Origin of the sequence: Planomicrobium okeanokoites (assembly GCF_003428875.1) — a bacterium.
GTDB classification, from domain to species: Bacteria; Bacillota; Bacilli; order Bacillales_A; family Planococcaceae; genus Planococcus; species Planococcus okeanokoites.
Genome location: NZ_QQRS01000005.1, coordinates 1 through 16,834, shown reverse-complemented (window position 1 = coordinate 16,834; position 16,834 = coordinate 1). Strand labels below are relative to the sequence as shown.

The window sequence follows — 16,834 nt, the reverse complement described above, 5'->3', positions numbered from 1 at the left end:
AGTTAGGAGAGTCTTTAAAGAGAGAGATACATAATAGAAGTACCATTACCGGAAGGGGTAGCAGGGATGTTGTTTTCAAGAGATATAGGGATTGACTTAGGAACGGCAAATGTACTGATTTATGTGAAAGGCAAAGGGGTTATTCTGAATGAACCTTCTGTCGTTGCGATGGATCGGAAAACCAATCAAGTGATTGCTGTAGGGGAAGAAGCGAGAAAAATGATCGGCCGCACTCCGGCGAATATAATTGCTGTGAGACCTTTAAAAGAAGGGGTTATCGCGGATTTTGATGTAACAGAAATCATGTTGAAGTATTTTATCGAACGATTGAAAGTCAGAGGATTCATGAACAAGCCGCGTATTCTTATTTGCTGTCCAACGAATGTAACGAGCGTCGAACAAAAGGCGATCCGTGAAGCTGCAGAGAAATCCGGCGGCAAGAAAGTCTACCTCGAAGAAGAGCCGAAGGTTGCTGCAATCGGAGCCGGCATGGACATTTACCAGCCGACAGGCAATATGGTCGTTGATATCGGCGGCGGCACAACAGATGTGGCTGTTCTTTCAATGGGCGATATCGTCACCAGTGAATCCATTAAAGTGGCGGGGGATGTATTCGATAATGATATTCTCCAGTATGTTAAAAAACATTATAAATTATTGATTGGTGAGCGAACAGCCGAAAATATCAAAATCGAAATTGGCACAGTCTTTAAAGGCAGCCGCAAAGATGAAATGGAAATACGCGGACGTGATATGGTTACAGGACTGCCGCGGGTAATTACCATCCACTCAGAAGAAATTGAATTGGCTTTACGTGAATCGGTCAATATGATTGTGGCCTCAGCTAAAAACGTATTGGAAAAAACGCCGCCGGAATTATCAGCGGATATCATCGATAGAGGCGTCATACTGACTGGCGGAGGTGCTATGCTGCATGGCATCGAGCAATTGCTGGCAGAAGAATTGAAAGTTCCTGTGTTCGTTTCAGAAGACCCGATGAATTCTGTAGCTATCGGTACAGGCATCATGCTGGATAGCCTTTCACGCAAAAGAAGATAAAGGTCTTTCCGTTTTTAATTATGTACAGCTACCGCATTTTTTTAGTATAATGACAACAGAGTGAAATCGTGTTAGCGGAATCGCAATAGACTTGTGGATGCGGAATGCTCTTAACAGATTATATGAGAGAATGCATCATTGGAAAGGTTGACGACTGAAATGGCTGAGCCGACTAAAAAAGTATCTAAAAGAAAAGAATATAAAAATGATGAAGCAGCTGGTGAACAGCAGGAGAAAAAGACCTGGTGGGTACAGATCAGATTATTTCCGATTTGGCTTCGCATCATTTTGGTCATCGGTTTAATCGTACTTGCGGCTGCGTTAGGCGCGATGGTCGGTTATGGCATCATCGGGGACGGACAGCCGAAAGATGCGCTGAAGTGGGAAACATGGCAGCATATTATCGATATCATGAGCGGCAAAAAGTAACAGCTGCCGCTCTTTAATCATTTTAAAGGGGTTGGACTCATGTTGACGACTGAACAGATAAAAGCGATTCTTCCACACCGTTATCCATTTTTGATGGTGGACCGGATGCTGGAGCTTGAAGCAGGCAAAAGAGCGGTTGGCTTGAAAAATGTATCCGCCAACGAAGAATTCTTTAATGGCCATTTTCCTGGATATCCTGTTATGCCGGGTGTCTTGATCGTAGAAGCTCTTGCTCAAGTGGGAGCTACTGCCGTTTTAAAAATGGAAGGCAATGAAGGGCGCCTTGCTTTCTTCACAGGCATCGACAATTGCCGTTTTAAGCGCCAGGTTGTCCCGGGCGATCAATTGCGCCTGGAAGTGGAATTGACGAAACTTAGAGGGCCAATGGGCAAAGGGCATGGCATCGCAACAGTGGACGGTGAAATCGCCTGTGAATGCGATATCCTATTCGCGTTAGGGCCGGTTGCTGAAAAATAAAAGATAAAAGCAGCGCAGATAATTTCTTATCTGCGCTGCTTTTTATTATGTCCAAATTATTAATTGTTGGCTTCATCCTTGCGAAGTACCGGGCGCGACCGCATATCGCTTTCAAAACGCGTCAGCAATTGTTCGCCTTCCAAGCCGTCTTCCAACAGTTCCGACAGCAAGCTTTCCGCATATTTGCGGCGGGCGCGTTTTAATGTGCCTTTCATCAGGACGGAAATATGATTGCCGATTTTTTTTACGGCATAAATGCCGACTTCAAACGTGGCCGGTTCGTTTTCCGGATATGAAATGACGACTTTTACATCATAGATTTTCCCCGAATTCATCATTTGCTTGAATCTTTCTTCGTGTGACAGGTCCATCAGCATTTCGAGAACCCATGAACGATGGCTGTTCTCCTGGTTGATGATAATGCCGTCTTCAAGAGGGAAATTGATAATCTCCTCTTCATCGACAAGCCCCATCGACAGCATTTTAAAGGTCTTCATCTGTCTACCTCCCAAACAATCTTTTTTCCAGTATAGCATAGCCTGGAATTTCCGGTCGAATCCTCAAATAGTTTTGAAAAGCTTTTAAAATTCTTATTTGCAATTGTTTTGCCAGGAGCAGGATAAGCCGTATCCGTAAGGAATAAAGAAGATATTTATTTTTTACTGGGATTGAAAAATCAAATATGACTGCTGGAAAACTCGTCAAATTCAGATTTTCGCCTTTTGCGTAAAATTCAGTTTATTTAGTATGCTGATTTTACCGAAAGGAGGTGAAAAACATGAATCAAGTCGGACTGGTAGGCAGGTTGACCAAAGATCCATCGTCACGGACATTAAGCGAAGGGCGTGTACATACAACGTTCATCGTTGCTGTTTCCCGGAATTACAAGAACCAGAAAGGCGAGATTGAAAGTGATTTTGTGCTGTGTTCGACTTGGGGAAGGCCGGCAGTCAATGTCGCGAAGTTCTGTGTGAAAGGCTCGCTTGTAGCGATTTCGGGCAGACTTCAGTCCCGCCATTATGACAGGGAAGACGGAACCAGGGTCTACGTTACCGAAATTCTTGGTGATCAGGTGCGTTTTCTGGACCGAAGAAAAGCGCAGGAAGAAACCGCCCCATTGCAGAAGGAACCTCAATCTGAAGCAGATTTTGATTTCCCTGTACCGGATGCGGAACCGGTTAACGCGTAATTCAAATTTATGAATGGGAGGCACTTAGCCATGCCAAAAGACGTACAACAGCAATTGGAAGTGCATATGGAGCAGCTGATCCGCCTTACGGCTTTGCTCCATAGACGATTGGCAGAGGCGGAACGGGAGCTAAGTGAACTGAAGGAGCATTTCCGTTCCGCTACAAAAGTTTGAAGCAGTTGTTTCATTCATTGTTCAGAAAAGGGGAGCATGGAAGGGTGGGGACCCGACCATGCTCAAATTATAAAAAAGAAACTACATAATACGTCCAAATAAATTTTTATCCCATGCTTATCCAAAAAAAGATGGACCCAAAAAGTATGGGTCCATCTCTTGCCTTAAGTTTGTCGGAGCTGAACGGGCACAGTCGCTTTTCTTTATTGTCCAGACTCCAGCGGCCAACTCCTCGAGTCGTAAGCCACTTTGGCTGTGCGGCTGAAAAGATGCCGCTTCGCCAAATCGTCTTACGCTTGTCGGAGCTGAACGGCCGCTTCCGCTTTTCTACTTACAGCGAATAAGTGAACAGCTCTTTCAGCTCGTTGTCGGACAGCTCCGTCATCCACTGGCTGGACTGGATGAACTGTTCAGACATCGTCTGCTTCTGCGTCAGCAGTGAATCAATTTTTTCTTCGATGGTGCCGATTGTCACGAATTTATGGACATGCACAAATTGTGTCTGTCCGATCCGGTAGGCACGGTCAGTGGCCTGATTTTCAACGGCTGGATTCCACCATCTGTCCGCGTGCAGGACGTGTGTTGCGGCAGTCAGGTTCAATCCGGTTCCGCCGGCTTTCAGAGACAGGATGAAAATCGGGAATTTACCTTGCTGGAATGAGTTGACCAGTGAATCCCGCTGGTTCTTCGGCATGCTGCCTGTCAGGAATGGCACTTCATGTCCGTACAGCTCATTGATGGCCTGCTGGAGCAGATGGCCCATTCCAATATATTGGGTGAAGATCAGGCATTGTTCTCCCCGTTCGGCAATTTCGCCGGCCAAGGTCACAATCCGCTCAAGTTTCTGAGAGCGGGGCAGAATTTCTTCCGCTGTCGTATAAGGCTCTTTCAGATAAAGGGACGGATGGTTGCATAATTGCTTCAGCTTGCTGAGCATTTTCAGCACCAGGCCCTTTTTCTCGAAGCCGGTCAAAGTTTCCATTTTTTCGACGGTATCCTGAACCAGTCCTTCATAAAGGGCGGCCTGTTCAGGTGTCAGCGGGCAGTATTCAAGCTGCTCCTGTTTTTCAGGCAGATTCAATTGAAGCTCAGGATCTTTCTTCGTGCGGCGCAGCAGGAAAGGCTGGATGCGCTGGCGCAATTTATCCTTCGCTTCTTCCGAATCATCACGCTCGATCGGAATCATGAACGTTTCCTGGAATTGCTTGATGCGGTACAGATAGCCTTTATTGATGAAGTCGAAAATCGACCATAATTCAGAAAGACGGTTCTCAATCGGCGTCCCGGTCAGCGCAATATGATGCTGACCTTTGAAACGGCGGATGGTGCGCGATTGTTTCGTGTACATATTCTTGATGTTCTGTGCTTCATCAAGCGTAATGCTGGTCCACGGAATGTCCTGCATTTCTTCAGCGTCGGACGAAGCGATGCCGTATGTGGACAACACTACATCCGGCTGCTCGGCTTCCAGGTATTGCGAGAATTCCTCCGCTTTCGGGCGAACTGGACCGTAATGCATATAGACTTTCAAATCAGGCGCAAAACGTTCAAGTTCTTTTTGCCAGTTGCCAAGTACAGAAGTCGGGCAGACGATCAGTGACGGCTGCGCCTGTTTTTCCGAATGAACATGGAGCAGGTAGGCAATCAGCTGGACCGTCTTGCCGAGGCCCATGTCATCCGCGAGGCAAAGACCGAATCCTTCCTCCCGCATGAACACGAGATAGTCGAAGCCTGTTTTTTGATAAGGGCGGAGCTCGGTGTTCAGGTTTGCGGGGATCGCTGTTTCCGGCAGATCCCGTTTATCGAGCAGTTTATCCAATAAAACCTTCAATGATTTATTCAAATTGAATTCGACAAGTGGATCGTCTTCTTCTGCGGCTTCTTCCAGCATGATTTCCGGTACGTTCTGGAACAGCATGTCCTTGATCGTCCAATCGGCATCATCCGCTTCGTCGATCATTTTGCGGAGCTGCATCAGGAGGTTGGAATCGACCCGTACCCATTCATTGCCGATGCGGATAAATTCCTTGTTCTCGGAAACGAGCCTTTCAAAATCCTGCATGCTGAGTTCGTGGCCGTTCAGCGAGAACTGCCAGTCAAAGCGGATGATCTGGTCGAGTCCGACAACCGATGCTTTCTTGGCGGGTGAATGGACGTTGGCTTTCACACGCACTTTTGATTCCTGTACAGCCTGGAGCCAGGACGGAATGGAGACTTCGATGCCGAATGCCTGAAGGATTTCCGTATCGCTGCGTAAAAATTCAAGAACTTGGGCATCTGTCCATTCAGCGTGATAAAGTTTCGTTTCATCGAAACCATCAACAGATGGGCAAAGGCTCAAAATCAGGGCTTGTTTTTCCGCTATTTCAGCGTGGCGGCTGCGCCATTTCTCAGGCAGCACCTTTTCAAGCGGCTCATCCATCCGCCGTTTGGAAGGCGTCCAGTAGACACTGCCGCGTTTGGAGCGGAGGACTACTTTAAATGACCAGTCCGGTGATTCATCCGGTTCACTCAATTGGACGGCGATTACATAATCATCCGCAGCTTCGAGCCCATCCCAGCCCGTTTGCTGGATGAAATGCTGGATATACGGAAGCTGTGCAGTCGACAGGCCTTTTTGGCGAAGCTGCTGGCTGATGGTATCACTCAGGAACGCCTGGATATCGTTATCACCATACTTACTGTCGATAATGATATCGTCGCCGTCCACGCTGACGTGATCCCATAGACGCGGATCATTCAATGAATCTGATACTTTTTCGGCAAGCTGCAGCCAGGCGATATCTGTTTCTGTCTGGCCCTTGAAGGTGACATAATGATGGCCATTGCCGTTGAAAAGCCTGACAAAATCGGCAGGTGACAGCACCAGGTCGAGACCATCCATTTCAGATTTCAAGCCGAAGAAACTTTCTTTGTCCATGAAATAAAGAAAAGGAGTCCAAATTTCTGGAGGTATGCGATTGCCGGTTTCATTGATGGCTTGAATCCGGAAGCTTTCTCCTTTGGTGACTTTTAAATAATAGATGCGGCTTCCTTCTGTCTGGAATTGAGTCATACCAAATTTCCTTTCTCAATCTCTTCCTGCAAGGCGCGGAGACGTTTATTCTGTGTCCGGATTTCTTTTATATAGGATTTCCAAAATTCCATTTGATCGCTTTTCTTGCAAGCGGATTTCATTTTCTTCCAGATTCGCACCGCCTGTTTGTAGCTGGCGCGGCTGCGGTCATCCAAATGGGCCATCGCGTAGCGGTGATAAAGCGGCAGCGCGTAATCCGGGGCAGCTTCGTGCACTTCCTTCAACCCGCATTCTTCTGCGAAGTAGAGAGGGGAATTATGCATATGGTGAAGTTCCGCCCATTGCTTGAAAAAACCTTTTTCGATTAGATAGGTGGAATAGGCGGGCAATCCGTAATGGCCGAATTGACGGAACAGATCTTCCCAGTCCCTTTCACTCAAATGGATCAGGGAAAACAGCCGGCTTAATGTCCGGACGTATTGATGGCGGTATTGTGTGTACAAGCCTTCAAACAGGAATGTCTTCACATGCGGCTTGACTGCCAGCAATATCACTTCAAGAGCCTGTTGGTTCTGTTCTTCTTCAGCTAGGATCGCCAGCTGGATCCAGTCATTGGCTTCGTTCGGCGTGATTTTTTTCAGTTCGAGCGGATCTTTCAGCAGAATGGCAAAAAAGGCGGTAATCCGCTCATCCGGCCGCGGGAAAGCTGCAAGCTCCTGTTTCCGCAAACGGTCATTCGTGAAAAGATTCGTCCAGAACAATTGATAGACCGTAAAACGCTGCGACGAAGAACCGTCTTTTATTGAAGCGAAATCCCGCACCATATCCCGCAGGTAGTCAAAAAAAGCATCCGATTCGAATGTCCGGTGCTGGCCGTGCAACTGGTCAAGCAAATCACGGAGGTCATGGAGTTCATCTTCGAACCAGGTTTTGAAGAAGGAATGGTGGACATCATTGGTGCCGGAGATATAGGTGCCCCAAACTTCGGATAATGAGATGAAGTGGGCATAGGCGCGGAAAAGCGTCTTCCATTCCCGTTCAAGAGGCACAAATGATAATGCATTCTTCAACCGTCCCTCATACATTTGTTCATAATAGAAATAATTTCTTGTCGTATAGTCGGGGATCGGATCCCGCCAGACACTTTGGATCACTTTTCTCCATTGCTGCGGCGAACGTTTATTGCCGATCGTGGACAGCTGTTCCTGTTCCTGTGCGCGCCAATCCGCCACCCATTGCGACAGCGAGCCGATTTTTTGGTATAAAGCAAAAATCACCGCCAGCCGGTGCCGGCACAGATCTTCCTGCGGGCAGGCGCAGACAGCTGTCAGTTTTTCGAAATTCATCACGACTTTAACGGAATGGGCATCTTTGACGATCGCTTCAAGAAGCAGTCTTTCTTCATTGAACGACTGGATTTGTACCCCGTCATGGCGCACTAAAAAGACTGCTTTTCGAACCATTTCCTCATCCGTCGCACGAGCGGGATTAAGGGACCTTTCGATAGCAGCCATATAATTGTGTATAGTCTCTTCATATTGTTGTGCCAGGGATTGAACCGTAGCCATTTGCATCGCCCCAAAATAAAACTTTCCTTCTATTATACTAGTTTCAGGCGGGTCCGTAAACGAAGAAGAAAAGTTGACGCCGGAACCCGGTTGTAAATATATTTTCAGAGAGAGTTCTTTTTTGAGGGAAGTTAGATTATACTGGATAAAGTGTAAGGCAAAATACCTACTAAATGTAGACGGGAGCAAAACCTTGGATAACGTATATGTATTGGAAATCCCTGATTTGCAGCAAGTTCTGAATCAGGAAGATATTGCGGTATGGGAACTTTTTTTATTGACTGCTGAAAAACGCTACGAAAAAATCCGCTTTCAGGTCTCCAGTGACGGAGGCTGCTATACGTTCAGGAATGTCGAGGCATGCAATGGTTTATTGGCGACAGTCCAAATTGATTTTGATCTCAAAAAAATCATTTTTGTCCAAGGTGTGTCCAACGATAAGGAGTTTGAAAGTTTCTTGTTTGACGCGCTGTCCCAGCTGTTCGTACGGGTAAAGAAAGATCGGATCCAATTCCTGGCCACTTCAGGAAAATCAAAAATAAAAGGTTTCAGCACAAGAAGATAATTCTTGTGTTTTTTTAGTTACGAAATGGGGAATATATGATATGATTAACTAAACAGAATATTCTAAATTCAGAGAGGGGGGAACCGTCATGTTGCATGTCAAAATGATGAAGCCGTTCTATACAAAGAAAGAAGATCATCTTGTAAAATTCGTCTTTGCCTACCAGTACCTCTCAATTATGAAAGATGATGAATTATTCCATTTCATCCCGGTTGAAGGGAAAGAAATCGTAGTCAACACGAATACATTCCAGGTCGAGAATCTGTCTGAAGTATTTGTTTTCCAGAAAGGGAACCGGTTTATCCGTCTGCCGCTGTACCAACTTCTGCTTGTCTCTGATATTCATATGCATCTCCAATCCATCCTGCAAGGTGAAAGTGCGGGTATTGCAGAAATTCCTGATCAAGCAAGGACCGAAGCAATGGAAGCAATCGAATTCCTAGAACACGAGAATTTTGAACGAATGATCGATTATGCGCTCGAGTCGAGGGACGAAGGGATGTTCCAGAAGCTTATGGCGCTACAACAGCTTAATGGAGGTCTGCCAAGTGAAGCCTGATACCAGTCTCGTGAAATTCATATTCAAATGACAGCGTCTGCCCGGCAAGAATCAGGGGAGGCGTTTTCATTTGCATACATATAATTTTGAACAGCAAAAACCCCGTTTCCTGATAATCCGGAAAAGGGGTTTTATGGTTTGTAAGTATACATGAGTCACCTCTACATCATTGTGAAAAAGTTGACGAACAGCATAACGACTGCTGAGCCACCAATTCCCAGTGCAAGATCTTCCCATCCCATTTCAAGTACTTTGTCGAAATTCATACCAATTCACTCCTTTTGTCTTTTCTAAGTTTGTACAGAAGATCTTGCGTGTAAGCTATAAATTCTTAGTGGATTTATAACTTGTTTTCATTGTATTAAAAAATCAAATTCTTGTCATGATACTTTATTACTAAAAATTCTAAATAATTCAAATATAATAAGTATTAATTGTATTGGGTATTTATGCACGATGGCGCCAGCTTGAAGAATAGAGGGGGCATTGCTATATTGAATAAAAGAAAATGCGAAGAGGAGTAGATACAGATGCGGACATTACCGAAACGATTGAAAAAAGGCGATACTGTAGGCATCGTCGCGCCTTCCAGCCCGCCGGACCTGGAGAATTTAAAACAGGCGCTGCCTTTTCTTGAAGAGATGGGCTTGAAAGTGAAGATGGGCAAATCCGTGGAAGCGAAGCAAGGCTATCTGGCGGGAACTGACGAAGAGCGGTTGGCGGATCTGCACGCAATGTTCGAAGACCCGGAAATCGCGGGCATCATTTGTGCGGGAGGCGGATTTGGCGCTGCCCGGATCACAGATCAAATTGACTTTGCGATGATCAAGGAAAACCCGAAAGTGTTCTGGGGATATTCGGATATCACGTTTTTGCATACGGCAATCGGCCAGTATGCGGAATTGGTGACTTTCCACGGGCCGATGCTTGCATCCGATGTCGGCAAGGAAGAATTCCACGAACGGAGCGGGCGCATGTTCGGCCAGTTATTCGCGCCGTTTGAGCTGCATTACGACGAAGGCATTTCCACGTTGACCCCTGTCAGCAGAGGGGTGGCGCAAGGCGAATTGGTCGGCGGCAATCTCGGCTTATTGCGCAGCAGCATCGGCACGAAATTTGAAATCGACACGAAAGACAAGATTTTATTGATCGAAGATATTGAAAAGCAGCCTTATGAAATCGATGGCATGTTGAATCAGCTGCGGATGGCACGGAAATTCGAAGGGCTTGCTGGAGTGGTCATCGGCGACTTCAAGAATTGCGAACCGGAAGATCCCGAGAAATCATTGAATCTCGACCAGGTATTCGACCATTATTTCAAAGATCTGGGCATTCCGGTGGTTAAAGGTTTTAAAATCGGCCATTGCGAGCCGCATTTCTCTGTGCCGCTTGGTGTGATGGCAAGACTTGATGCCACTGAAATGACGCTCACTGTCTTGCCGGGAGTGGAATGAGAAGGAAAATTTGGCGTTCGAATGGATGGGTGAGCGATTGGCTCATCGCCTCTCCTGGAATAGAAGAATAGCAATGACATTTTGGCAGGAACATGACCGGGGTCAAAAGGTGATATTTCCGTATTTTTATGATATAATAGATAGATATTGTTTCTAAAAGAGAGGCGTGGATATCAATGGCATTCCAACCACATGAAAAAGAAGTATCAGAATTCGTAGCGGCTCGCCGCATCGGGGAATGGATTTCCTTTAACCGCAATGGCGTTGACGTCAATGGCACCATCTTTAAAATCATGGACAACTCGGTGATTGTTGAAATTTCACCAGAAGATGCAAAAGAAATCGGTGCAGCTTCGAATATGACCGTGATCTCACATAAGAAATATACACCGATCGAGTAAGTTTGCTGAAACTCCCGCCTTGTGCGGGAGTTTTTTTATGGGTTTTTATTTCGCTGACACCTGTCAGAAAGAGTCTGTTAATATATTTTTTTGAAAATTGTACCAGTCTGAGCATTCCAAAGTCCATCGCTTTTTGGTAAAGTAAGGTAAGATTAACATAAGCGAAAGCGCACTCGCCATGAAGGGAATTAAGCCTTATGATATTTGATTTTAAGTTCTGGCATTATTTTGCCAGACAGGGACAACTCATACATAATCTGGAAAATTCGGAAATGCGCCATTTCAATAAGCGGCTCGGGTGGATTTTCGCCCTTGGCGTCCTTCTTTTTGCGCTGCGGGAGATCTGGGGCATGAACAGTGCTTCCCTGACGCCTTATCTGGTAGCCGGGGATATGGATACCTACACGCTGGCGCGCTGGACATCACTCGCGGGCACATTGATCTGGGCCGGCATCTACTTAGCTTTCCATACATACGGAGCGGCCTTCCTGTTCAGCCGCATTCTGAAAGTTCCCTGGCGCGCGGCACTGGTCATGCAGACGTACGTAACAGCTGTCCTGATTATTGAAAAGGCGCTGCTGTTCTTCCTGTTTGCGGTGCTTGGCTACACTACATACTTATCGATGTTTTCATTTGGCCCGTTAGCGGCCATGCTCTTTAACCATTCATTTATCATACTCTTCTTCAATCAATTAACGATTTTCACATCACTCATCATTGCCATCCAGTACCGCTTCCTGCGTAATTACGTGACCATGTCACCGAAATTGCTCTTGTTCGGCCTGATCTTGCTGCATGTCCTGATCGCACTGGCTATCGGCGCGTTGAGTTTTGTACCGCTTGCCGACATGATCGAAGGCTTTACGGAAGGGGTGGTTCCGGGTGAATAAATACTTTATGATCGGCCTCTCCGTCGCCATCACCGCTTTTTTGGCAATCAACGCGATTTTATTGTTCAGCGATAAAAGCATTGTGCCGAAAAAAATCTATGTAAATGAATACGAACGCACATACACCAGCAGCTACACGGAAAAACTGCCTAAAGAAGCAGTCACTGGCCCTCTTGCTGCAACTGAAATTTTCATCCAGGATTCGGATGCCATCGAACAATGGATCATCAACGAAGGTGATTATGTTGAAGCCGGCACTGAACTTGCGCTGTTGAACGAAGCGGAAAGCGAAGAACAGCGGGCAATCTGGGAAGCGGAAGAAGATGCGCTGAACGACGAATTGAGCGAAGTCCGCACGGTTCTGAGGGATCTCGAATCCGCGCAGTCCCGCCAGTCGCGGCCGACAACGGGCTCTTCAACCAACCGTGACACCACAACGACTGCCAGCGGGGATACAGTTGAACTGGACGTGAATGTCCAATTGGAAGTTGAAGTCCCACAGGACGGCTCATATGCAGCCGGTGTTGCGGAAGCCGAACAGCGCATCGCTGCGCTTGAAACCCAGCTTGCGGTTGTCGAAGCCCAGTTGGAACAGAATACCGCAAAACCCGCTTTGATCAGCCCGATTGAAGGCGTTGTAGGCAAAATCGATGCAGGCAGCATGCCGATGAGCATTGAAATCTACTCGAGCGAAAAACTGTTCATGACTTATGTCATCGAAGAAGAATGGCTTGAAGTCAATGTCGACGACCGGGTCTTCCTGCATGTCGACGGCATCGCGCAGGCTATGCCAGGCAAAGTTTTGCGCAAATCGCAGCTGCCAGCGGACAATTCAAAATGGCTCGACGCCTACCGTGCGCTTGACCCGGTGGACCAGAACAATCCGATTGCGATCTACGAAGTCCTCATCATGACGGAAGAACCGATTACGGACGCCGTGCCTTATGGCAAAACGGCCAATGCGTCCATCATCGTCAATGAAGCGGCGGATGCCGTCGCCTTGAAAGACGCCTGGATTTTTGACCGCTACAACGGCACAGGCAATGTTTTCATGTTGAATGAAGAAGGACGTGCGGAAGCGGTGCCAGTCACCATTGCATTTGACCTCGACGGCAAAGCCGTATTGAGTGAAGGGGTAGCCCCAGGTGCAACGGTGATCGACAGCGAAATCCTGAGACAATTCGCCTTTTCGCCACAGGCATTCCTGCCGTTCCCGAGCATCCAGCCGGACATCGAGCATGCGAAGAATACCAATTGGCGCAGATATGTGGAATATCTGTTAGCGAGATGAATAGTGTGAACCCGTGAGCGGCTGCTTGCGGGTTTTTTGTTTTGGGTTTGGTGTTGTTGGTCTGGTGCGTTGTCGGATAGTGTGGTTTTAGTGTCATATAGCTGGCGGATGGTGTCGTATAGATTGCTTTTGGTGACGTATAGCGACGGTTTGTTGCCATATAGCAGATTTTACTTAACGTGCAGATTTTTCGTGCGGGTTTCATCGAAAGAAAAGTGCATTCGAATGGAAAGCAGTCCGCTGCCGGCGGACTGCCCAGTGGGCGGCGCTTCGGCCGCCGCCCGATTTTGGCCGATAGTGGGTTGGGATGCTAGGGTGAAGTTCTATCTGATTATTTTGGATGGCTATCTTATGATTTCGCGTTTCTATCTTACGGTTTGAGCTTTTTACCTTACAAATGCACTTTTCATCCGGCTCTCATCAAAAGAAAAGTGCATTCGAATGGAAAGCAGTCCGCTGCCGGCGGACTGCCCAGTGGGCGGCGCTTCGGCCGCCGCCCGATTTTGGCCGATAGTGGGTTGGGATGCTAGGGTGAAGTTCTATCTGATTATTTTGGATGGCTATCTTATGATTTCGCGTTTCTATCTTACGGTTTGAGCTTTTTACCTTACAAATGCACTTTTCATCCGGCTCTCATCAAAAGAAAAGTGCATTCGAATGGAAAGCAGTCCGCTGCCGGCGGACTGCCCAGTGGGCGGCGCTTCGGCCGCCGCCCGATTTGGGCCGATAGTGGGTTAAATCATAGAGGTGAAGTTCTATCTTATGATTTTGGATGGGTATCTTATGATTTCGCATTTCTATCTTACGGTTTGGGGATTTTATCTTACGAATCTAATTTTCGAAAAGCTCTCATCAAAAGAAAACAACTATTCAAAGTAAAAGTACAAAATATCACCACACACCATTATTCATTCTAGAAAATAATGGTACGATAAGAAAATGATAGGTACAGAAATGGAGTGGGAAAGATGAACGGAACGGATTGGCGGTTTAAGATTGCCCACCGGGAAGCGCTGATTGGCGTGGGGTTGGCGCTGTTCAATTTTGTTTGGTGGTTTGGCTTCGCTTATGGCATGGGTTCGGCGCCGGTGGAAGAATATACATATGTCTTCGGGCTGCCGGCATGGTTCTTCTACAGTTGTGTAGTGGGGTTCCTGGTGATCGCGGTACTCGTGATTGTCATTGTGAAATTCTTTTTTGTAGAAGTGCCGTTTGACGAGGAAGAGGAGGAGAAACGATGAATTATGCTGTTTTGATTCCGATGATCATCTTTTTAATCCTCATCTTTTTTATCGGCTATTGGTCGAGCCGCAAGCTTTCGTCGTCATCGAACTTCATTGCTGACTATTTCCTTGGCGGCCGTGAACTCGGCGGCTTCGTGCTGGCGATGACGATGGTTGCGACTTACGGCAGCGCGTCGAGTTTCCTTGGTGGTCCCGGAACAGCTTATACCATGGGCTTTGGCTGGGTGCTGCTCGCGATGACGCAAGTGGTCACCGGCTATTTTGTGCTGATGATCCTCGGCAAGAAATTCGCCATCATGGCGCGCCGTTATAAAGCGGTGACGATGATTGATTTCCTGAAAGCACGCTACGACAGCAAAGCCGTGGTTTTATTGTCTGCGCTCAGCATCATCATTTTCCTGTTCTCCGCGATGGCGGCGCAGTGGATCGGTGGTGCGCGGCTGATCGAATCGCTGACCGGGCTGTCGTATAACTCGGCGCTCTTCCTGTTTGCGGTATCGGTGCTGGTCTACGTCACCATCGGCGGATTCCGCGCGGTGGCGCTGACGGATGCCGTGCAGGGTGCGGTCATGCTGATCGGTACACTGATCCTGCTCGTCGCGGTCATTGTCGCGGGCGGCGGGATTCCGAATATCGTCCAGGACTTAATCAATGAAAACCCGAATCTCGTAACGCCATATGGTGCCGAAGGGAATTTATCTGCGGCTTATGTATCGTCTTTCTGGATTCTGGTCGGAGTAGGCGTCGTCGGCTTGCCGCAGATAGCGGTAAGGGCGATGTCCTATAAAAACTCGCGCTCGATGCACCGCGCGCTGATCATCGGGACGCTTGTCACCGGCATCATCATGCTTAATATGCATTTGATCGGCGTGTTTGCGCGTCCGATCCTGCCGGGCATCGATGTCGGTGATAAAGTCATTCCGCTGATTGCGCTGGAAACCCTGCCGGCATGGCTCGCAGGCATCGTACTGGCGGCACCCATGGCGGCCATCATGTCGACCGTCGATTCGCTGCTGTTGATCGTCAGTTCGTCGATTGTCCGGGACGTCTATTTGAATTACATAAAACCGGAAGCGGAATTGAAAACCATCAAACGCATTTCGTTCGGCGTAACGGCGATGCTCGGAATCGGCGTCTTCCTGTTGGCCCTCGACCCGCCGGACTTGCTGATTTTCCTGAATTTATTCGCGTTCGGTGGCTTGGAAGCCGCCTTTATCTGGCCGGTCGTGCTCGGGCTTTACTGGAAATGTGGCAATAAATACGGGGCCATCGCCTCGATGATTACAGGGATCGGCACCTACGTCGCGCTGCATTTCTATAACCAGGAATACGGCAATCTGCTCGGCGTCCATACCGTGACGTTTCCGGTGCTGCTGTCGCTGGTGGCGTTCATCGCATTCAGCCTGCTGGTCGGGCGGAAAGCTTATGATTATGCGGGATAGATATTTACAATCAAGCTGACAGGGCGTAAAATGAATATTTATTCGAAACCCGAAAGAAGGCATGACTGGATTGAAGCAATGGAAAGTATACATGATCCTGACAGGCGTCATGATCGTTTGGGGATTTAACCTCGCAACAGTTAAATATATGGTCGAATTTGTCGGCCCTGTCACGTTGACCGCCTTCCGGATTCTCCTTGCAGGCGTTTCAGTCTTCGTCATCCTTGCGAACTTCCGGCTGCTACGCTGGCCAACACGCGTCGACTGGAAATACATCCTGCTCGGCTCGTTGTTGAACGTCGTCTCGCATCATTATTTCCTGTCGAATGCACTGACTTTGACCACCGGCACAAACGCAGGCCTGATCCTGGGAACGGGTCCGATGCTGACGGCGGTGCTGGTGTCGCTGATCATGCGTAATTATCCGTCGCGCCTGCAATGGCTCGGTGTCATCATCGGCCTCGCCGGTGTCGTCATCACGGTGCGCGTCGGCAGCGGTCCGACGAGCGGCATGAATATCGGCGACCTGTTCGTCTTCATCTCGATCCTGACCCAGGTGCTCAGCTATATCGTCATCGCCAACGCGGCGAAGAATCTCGATCCGCGCCTGATGACCGGCTATATGTTCATCACCGGCAGCATCGTGCTGTTCCTCATCTCGCTTGTGCAGGAGCCGGGCGGCATGGCGGCATTTGCTGAAGTTCCGCCGCGGTTCTGGCTGGCCTTTTTCTTCTCCGCGGTCATCGGCACGTCCATCGGCCACATGCTCTATAATTACTCGATCGGACAGGCCGGCCCGACGAAAGCGGCCATCTTCATGAATCTCAATACACTGTTCTCACTAATCGCCGCGGCCATCATTCTGAATGAAACCATCCTGCCCGGCCACCTGGGCGGCTTCGTACTCATTGTCATCGGCGTCTTGTTCGGCTCCGGTGCGGCAGATGATCTGCTCAATAAAAGAAGGAGACGGTTCAGCTGATGCTGGATCGTTTTTTTTTGGTGTGCCAGGCATGGCAACTATCTAGGTGGTGAAAGTCCACTGTGGGGGTACACATCGACCAACCACTAAGGAA

17 protein-coding genes are annotated in these 16,834 nt (G+C 48.0%); 14 read left to right on the top strand and 3 right to left on the bottom strand.

Annotation, left to right across the window (positions count from 1 at the left end; all coding sequences use genetic code 11):
* Nucleotides 1–69: 69 nt before the first annotated feature.
* From mreB to fabZ, 3 genes are all read left to right on the top strand, one after another.
* Entirely contained in the window at nt 70–1,059 is a 990-nt protein-coding gene (mreB, locus tag D2910_RS12010; protein WP_101801443.1) for a rod shape-determining protein, read from the top strand.
* A gap of 159 nt (nt 1,060–1,218) precedes the next feature.
* Nucleotides 1,219–1,488 carry a DNA-directed RNA polymerase subunit beta gene (locus tag D2910_RS12005; RefSeq protein WP_101801444.1) on the top strand — a complete coding sequence of 90 codons (270 nt, stop codon included), beginning with the start codon at nt 1,219–1,221 and terminating at the stop codon, nt 1,486–1,488.
* Between the two features lie 39 nt (nt 1,489–1,527).
* Nucleotides 1,528–1,965 (top strand): 3-hydroxyacyl-ACP dehydratase FabZ, encoded by a 438-nt coding sequence (fabZ, locus tag D2910_RS12000; RefSeq protein ID WP_101801441.1) that lies wholly within the window; start codon nt 1,528–1,530, stop codon nt 1,963–1,965.
* A 59-nt stretch (nt 1,966–2,024) separates the two neighbouring features.
* On the opposite strand, the gene D2910_RS11995 is transcribed toward fabZ, so the two are convergent.
* Nucleotides 2,025–2,462 carry a YwpF family protein gene (locus D2910_RS11995; RefSeq protein WP_084244278.1) on the bottom strand — a complete coding sequence of 146 codons (438 nt, stop codon included), beginning with the start codon at nt 2,460–2,462 and terminating at the stop codon, nt 2,025–2,027.
* 281 nt (nt 2,463–2,743) lie between these two features.
* Here D2910_RS11995 and D2910_RS11990 point away from each other — a divergent pair, with 281 nt between their 5' ends.
* Nucleotides 2,744–3,154, top strand: coding sequence for a single-stranded DNA-binding protein (locus D2910_RS11990; protein ID WP_117313664.1), 411 nt, complete (start codon nt 2,744–2,746; stop codon nt 3,152–3,154).
* 30 nt (nt 3,155–3,184) lie between these two features.
* Complete coding sequence (locus D2910_RS16935; RefSeq protein WP_165850181.1) at nt 3,185–3,328, top strand: hypothetical protein; 144 nt, start codon at nt 3,185–3,187, stop codon at nt 3,326–3,328.
* A gap of 331 nt (nt 3,329–3,659) precedes the next feature.
* Here the strand turns inward: D2910_RS16935 and D2910_RS11985 are convergent, their stop codons facing one another.
* Nucleotides 3,660–6,383, bottom strand: coding sequence for a DEAD/DEAH box helicase (locus D2910_RS11985; RefSeq protein WP_117313663.1), 2,724 nt, complete (start codon nt 6,381–6,383; stop codon nt 3,660–3,662).
* Nucleotides 6,380–7,912, bottom strand: a complete 1,533-nt coding sequence (locus tag D2910_RS11980) for a hypothetical protein (protein ID WP_117313662.1) — start codon at nt 7,910–7,912, stop codon at nt 6,380–6,382. The genes D2910_RS11985 and D2910_RS11980 overlap by 4 nt, the downstream gene beginning before the upstream one ends.
* A 193-nt stretch (nt 7,913–8,105) precedes the next feature.
* On the opposite strand from D2910_RS11980, the gene D2910_RS11975 reads away from it, so the two are divergent.
* From D2910_RS11975 to D2910_RS11935, 9 genes are all read left to right on the top strand, one after another.
* Nucleotides 8,106–8,477 (top strand): hypothetical protein, encoded by a 372-nt coding sequence (locus D2910_RS11975; protein WP_117313661.1) that lies wholly within the window; start codon nt 8,106–8,108, stop codon nt 8,475–8,477.
* Between the two features lie 88 nt (nt 8,478–8,565).
* Nucleotides 8,566–9,036: a transcriptional regulator gene (locus D2910_RS11970; protein WP_117313660.1), complete on the top strand. Its 471-nt coding sequence runs from the start codon at nt 8,566–8,568 to the stop codon at nt 9,034–9,036.
* Nucleotides 9,037–9,566: 530 nt separating this feature from the next.
* The gene (locus D2910_RS11965; RefSeq protein WP_117313659.1) at nt 9,567–10,490 is read left to right on the top strand and encodes a S66 peptidase family protein; all 924 of its coding nucleotides are present in this window, start codon (nt 9,567–9,569) and stop codon (nt 10,488–10,490) included.
* Nucleotides 10,491–10,666: 176 nt separating this feature from the next.
* Nucleotides 10,667–10,891, top strand: coding sequence for a DUF2187 family protein (locus D2910_RS11960; protein ID WP_084244292.1), 225 nt, complete (start codon nt 10,667–10,669; stop codon nt 10,889–10,891).
* A gap of 197 nt (nt 10,892–11,088) precedes the next feature.
* Nucleotides 11,089–11,781: a hypothetical protein gene (locus D2910_RS11955; RefSeq protein ID WP_240633620.1), complete on the top strand. Its 693-nt coding sequence runs from the start codon at nt 11,089–11,091 to the stop codon at nt 11,779–11,781.
* Entirely contained in the window at nt 11,774–13,072 is a 1,299-nt protein-coding gene (locus D2910_RS11950) for an efflux RND transporter periplasmic adaptor subunit (RefSeq protein WP_117313658.1), read from the top strand. Before D2910_RS11955 ends, D2910_RS11950 begins: the two co-directional genes overlap by 8 nt.
* Nucleotides 13,073–14,040: 968 nt before the next feature.
* Nucleotides 14,041–14,313: a YhdT family protein gene (locus D2910_RS11945; RefSeq protein ID WP_117313657.1), complete on the top strand. Its 273-nt coding sequence runs from the start codon at nt 14,041–14,043 to the stop codon at nt 14,311–14,313.
* On the top strand, nt 14,310–15,758 hold the full coding sequence (gene panF, locus D2910_RS11940) for a sodium/pantothenate symporter (RefSeq protein ID WP_117313656.1): 1,449 nt from the start codon (nt 14,310–14,312) through the stop codon (nt 15,756–15,758). The genes D2910_RS11945 and panF overlap by 4 nt, the downstream gene beginning before the upstream one ends.
* A 70-nt stretch (nt 15,759–15,828) precedes the next feature.
* A complete protein-coding gene (locus tag D2910_RS11935; protein WP_117313655.1) occupies nt 15,829–16,740 on the top strand; it encodes a DMT family transporter in 912 nt (303 codons plus the stop codon).
* The last annotated feature ends 94 nt before the right edge of the window (nt 16,741–16,834 follow it).

Excerpts from the sequence above, each read along its gene's own strand:
- D2910_RS11970 (WP_117313660.1), top strand. The coding sequence starts at position 8,566 with ATGTTGCATGTCAAAATGATGAAGCCGTTCTATACAAAGAAAGAAGAT.
- D2910_RS11960 (WP_084244292.1), top strand. The coding sequence starts at position 10,667 with ATGGCATTCCAACCACATGAAAAAGAAGTATCAGAATTCGTAGCGGCT.
- D2910_RS11980 (WP_117313662.1), bottom strand. The coding sequence starts at position 7,912 with ATGGCTACGGTTCAATCCCTGGCACAACAATATGAAGAGACTATACAC.
- D2910_RS12005 (WP_101801444.1), top strand. The coding sequence starts at position 1,219 with ATGGCTGAGCCGACTAAAAAAGTATCTAAAAGAAAAGAATATAAAAAT.
- D2910_RS16935 (WP_165850181.1), top strand. The coding sequence starts at position 3,185 with ATGCCAAAAGACGTACAACAGCAATTGGAAGTGCATATGGAGCAGCTG.
- D2910_RS11985 (WP_117313663.1), bottom strand. The coding sequence starts at position 6,383 with ATGACTCAATTCCAGACAGAAGGAAGCCGCATCTATTATTTAAAAGTC.
- D2910_RS11965 (WP_117313659.1), top strand. The coding sequence starts at position 9,567 with ATGCGGACATTACCGAAACGATTGAAAAAAGGCGATACTGTAGGCATC.
- D2910_RS11995 (WP_084244278.1), bottom strand. The coding sequence starts at position 2,462 with ATGAAGACCTTTAAAATGCTGTCGATGGGGCTTGTCGATGAAGAGGAG.
- D2910_RS11945 (WP_117313657.1), top strand. The coding sequence starts at position 14,041 with ATGAACGGAACGGATTGGCGGTTTAAGATTGCCCACCGGGAAGCGCTG.
- panF (WP_117313656.1), top strand. The coding sequence starts at position 14,310 with ATGAATTATGCTGTTTTGATTCCGATGATCATCTTTTTAATCCTCATC.
- D2910_RS11955 (WP_240633620.1), top strand. The coding sequence starts at position 11,089 with ATGATATTTGATTTTAAGTTCTGGCATTATTTTGCCAGACAGGGACAA.
- fabZ (WP_101801441.1), top strand. The coding sequence starts at position 1,528 with ATGTTGACGACTGAACAGATAAAAGCGATTCTTCCACACCGTTATCCA.
- D2910_RS11990 (WP_117313664.1), top strand. The coding sequence starts at position 2,744 with ATGAATCAAGTCGGACTGGTAGGCAGGTTGACCAAAGATCCATCGTCA.